Here is a 3,810-nt window from a genome sequence, read left to right on the forward strand (position 1 = left end):
TTGTTGAAGTTCGGCCTCATCCCCGAGTTTGTCGGCCGTCTGCCGGTTCTGGCGACGCTGGAGGATCTCGACGAGCCGGCGCTGATCCAGATCCTGACCGAGCCGAAGAACGCGCTGGTCAAGCAGTACCAGCGTCTGTTCGAGATGGAGAATGTCGACCTGACCTTCCACGAGAACGCCCTGTCGGCGATCGCCAAGCGCGCCATCGAGCGCAAGACCGGCGCCCGCGGCCTGCGTTCGATCATGGAAGCGATCCTGCTCGACACGATGTTCGAACTTCCGGCGCTCGAAGGCGTGCGCGAAGTGGTGATTTCGGAGGAGGTGGTGACCGGCAGTGCCCGGCCGCTCTACATCTACTCCGAGCAGAAGGAAAAGAAGGGCAATGTCAGCGCCTGACATGAGCCCGCAGCGAAATTCTGAAACGGCGCCGCAAGGCGCCGTTTTGCTATCGCCCAGGGTTTTGTGGGCGGGCCCGGTCTTGGCGTCGCAAATGTGTCACTTCAGGGCAAGTTGGAGGTGCGGATTTGTGCTCGCCCCTTGATCTTTGTGGATCGTGCATCCAACTAATTGGAGAAGGCCGAGGTGCCCGATTTCTGTGCTGTAAAACTCCCGTCACAAACGGTGGTAGGCGGAACGATCCCCGGTCGTTAATATAGGATTCGCGGTTGGCTGATTGGCGGCCGCGATATGAAAGGTTGGACAATGGCCAAAGTATCCAAGGCTCCCAGCGACGGCGTCTTCGCAGTCCTCCCACTGCGCGACATCGTGGTGTTTCCGCACATGATCGTTCCGCTCTTCGTCGGGCGTGAGAAGTCGATCAAGGCGCTGGAAGAAGTGATGGGTCAGGAAAAGCAGATTCTGCTTGCCACCCAGATGAATGCCGCCGACGACGATCCCGAGCCCGATGCCATCTTTGACATCGGCACGCTCGCCAACGTGCTGCAATTGCTGAAGCTGCCCGACGGTACCGTCAAGGTTCTGGTCGAGGGCGCCTCGCGCGCGAAAATCGTCTCGTTCACCGACCGTCCCGACTTCCACGAGGCCCGCGCTGCGGCGCTGGTCGAGCCGGAAGAGGAAGAGGTCGAGGTCGAGGCGCTGGCCCGTTCGGTCGTCACCGATTTCGAGAATTACGTCAAGCTGAACAAGAAGATCTCGCCCGAAGTGGTGGGTGCCGCCAGCCAGATCGACGACTATTCCAAGCTCGCCGACACGGTTGCCTCGCATCTCGCCATCAAGATTCCTGAAAAGCAGGAAATGCTGGCCACGCTCTCGGTCAAGGAGCGGCTGGAAAAGGCGATGGGCTTCATGGAAGCCGAAATCTCCGTCCTGCAGGTGGAGAAGCGCATCCGTTCACGCGTCAAGCGCCAGATGGAGAAGACGCAGCGCGAATACTACCTCAACGAGCAGATGAAGGCGATCCAGAAGGAGCTCGGCGAGGGCGAGGACGGCCGCGACGAAGCCGCCGAGATCGAGGCGCGCATCAAGAAGACCAAGCTCTCCAAGGAGGCCCGCGAAAAGGCGGAAGCCGAGTTGAAGAAGCTCAGGACGATGTCGCCGATGTCGGCGGAATCGACCGTCGTGCGCAACTATCTCGACTGGATCCTGTCGATCCCGTGGGGCAAGAACTCCAAGGTCAAACAGGACCTGGCTTTCGCGCAGAACGTGCTCGATACCGATCATTTCGGCCTCGACAAGGTCAAGGAGCGCATCGTCGAGTATCTCGCCGTGCAAAGCCGCCAGAAGAAGCTGAAGGGGCCGATCCTGTGCCTCGTCGGCCCTCCCGGCGTCGGCAAGACCTCGCTCGGCAAGTCGATCGCCAAGGCGACTGGACGTGAGTTCATCCGCATGGCGCTGGGCGGTGTGCGTGACGAGGCCGAGATCCGTGGCCACCGCCGCACCTATATCGGCTCGATGCCCGGCAAGGTCATCCAGTCGATGAAGAAGGCGAAGAAGTCCAATCCGCTCTTCCTGCTCGACGAGATCGACAAGATGGGCCAGGACTTCCGTGGCGATCCGTCGTCGGCGTTGCTCGAGGTGCTCGATCCGGAACAGAACTCGACGTTCATGGACCACTACCTCGAGGTCGAGTACGATCTGTCGAGCGTGATGTTCGTGACGACGGCGAATACGCTGAACATCCCGGCGCCCTTGATGGACCGCATGGAGATCATCCGTATCGCCGGTTATACCGAGGACGAGAAGATCGAGATCGCCAAGCGGCACCTGATGCCGAAGGTGATCCGCGATCACGCGCTGCAGCCGAAGGAGTTTTCCGTCGGTGAGGACGCGATCCGCGCCATCGTCCAGACCTACACCCGTGAAGCGGGCGTCAGGAGCCTGGAGCGCGAGCTGATGAAGCTCGGGCGCAAGGCGGTGACCGAGATTCTGAAGACGAAGAAGAAGACGGTGAGCATCACGGCGGCGAACCTTGCCGATTACCTCGGTGTTCAGCGCTTCCGCTTCGGTCAGGTCGAGGCTGACGATCAGGTCGGTGTCGTTACGGGTCTTGCCTGGACGGAAGTTGGCGGCGAGCTGCTGACGGTCGAAGGCGTCATGATGCCCGGCAAGGGCCGCATGACGGTGACCGGCAATCTGCGCGACGTGATGAAGGAATCGATTTCGGCGGCGGCCTCCTATGTCCGCTCGCGCGCCGTCGATTTCGGCATCGAGCCGCCTCTGTTCGACAAGCGCGACATCCACGTGCACTTGCCGGAAGGCGCCACGCCGAAGGACGGCCCGTCCGCAGGTGCTGCCATGGCGACAGCCATTGTGTCGGTACTGACGGGTATTCCGGTCCGGGCGGATGTGGCGATGACTGGCGAGATAACGCTTCGCGGCCGCATCTTGCCGATCGGCGGGCTCAAGGAGAAGCTGCTCGCCGCACTGCGCGGCGGCATCAAGAAGGTGCTGATCCCGGAAGACAACGCCAAGGACCTGGCGGAGATTCCGGACAATGTGAAGAACGGCATGGAGATTATTCCGGTCTCTCGGGTCGGTGAGGTGTTGCGCCACGCGCTGGTGCGTATGCCGGAGCCGATCGAATGGGTCGAACCGGTCAATCCGCCGGCCGCGACAGACAGTGCCGACGACGCTGGAAAGCCTCTGGCGCATTAGAGCGCCGCGCGTCCACTTGGACGCAAAGGACGCTCTAGTGCCTTGGACTTGCGTATGGTCCTTTCCGAAAACCGGCCACGGTTTTCGGGGCCATGCGTTGGTTTTCGCTAAGGTTGCAGTGCACAAACAGAGAGCCGGGCCTAGCGCCCGGCTTTTTCATGTGAAAAACCCAGCATTTCCGGGCTTTTTCCGCTTTTTTCCTGCCTTTTCGACTTGGTTGCGGGAACGCTTCTTTCTAAAGTCCGTTTCCTGCCGGATGAGTCGATAGTTCCGGTGTTCTCATGGAAGGGAATTTTTATGAACAAGAACGAACTGGTATCCGCTGTCGCCGACGCCGCGAGCATTTCGAAGGGTGACGCGCAGTCGGCGGTCGATGCGGTATTTTCCGTGATCACCGGTGAACTGAAGAAGGGCGGCGATGTCCGGCTTGTCGGCTTTGGCAATTTCACCGTGTCAAAGCGTGCGGCGTCGACCGGCCGCAATCCTCAGACCGGCGCCGAAGTGAAGATTCCGGCACGCACCGTGCCGAAGTTCTCGGCCGGCAAAGGCCTCAAGGACGCAGTCAACTAAGCGGTTTTTCTTTTCAGAGACCAGAAAAGCCGGGCAAGCCCGGCTTTTCATTTTCGTGGCCTACGCAGGTACACGCGACCAGAAAAGCCGGGCAAGCCCGGCTTTTCTGGTCGCGTGTACCTGCGT

At 60.6% G+C, this 3,810-nt stretch carries 2 protein-coding genes and 1 pseudogene; all 3 read left to right on the forward strand.

Annotated elements, in window-relative coordinates:
* Nucleotides 1-396: pseudogene (locus EN993_RS32610) on the forward strand (ATP-dependent Clp protease ATP-binding subunit ClpX); the annotation flags it as partial.
* 306 nt (nucleotides 397-702) lie between these two features.
* Nucleotides 703-3,114 (forward strand): endopeptidase La, encoded by a 2,412-nt coding sequence (lon, locus tag EN993_RS32615; protein ID WP_109669508.1) that lies wholly within the window; start codon nucleotides 703-705, stop codon nucleotides 3,112-3,114.
* A gap of 297 nt (nucleotides 3,115-3,411) precedes the next feature.
* Nucleotides 3,412-3,684 carry an HU family DNA-binding protein gene (locus EN993_RS32620; RefSeq protein ID WP_006201846.1) on the forward strand — a complete coding sequence of 91 codons (273 nt, stop codon included), beginning with the start codon at nucleotides 3,412-3,414 and terminating at the stop codon, nucleotides 3,682-3,684.
* The last annotated feature ends 126 nt before the right edge of the window (nucleotides 3,685-3,810 follow it).

Source organism: Mesorhizobium sp. M7D.F.Ca.US.004.01.2.1, from assembly GCF_003997785.1.
Lineage (GTDB): Bacteria > Pseudomonadota > Alphaproteobacteria > Rhizobiales > Rhizobiaceae > Mesorhizobium > Mesorhizobium loti.

Excerpts from the sequence above, each read along its gene's own strand:
- lon (WP_109669508.1), top strand. The coding sequence starts at position 703 with ATGGCCAAAGTATCCAAGGCTCCCAGCGACGGCGTCTTCGCAGTCCTC.
- EN993_RS32620 (WP_006201846.1), top strand. The coding sequence starts at position 3,412 with ATGAACAAGAACGAACTGGTATCCGCTGTCGCCGACGCCGCGAGCATT.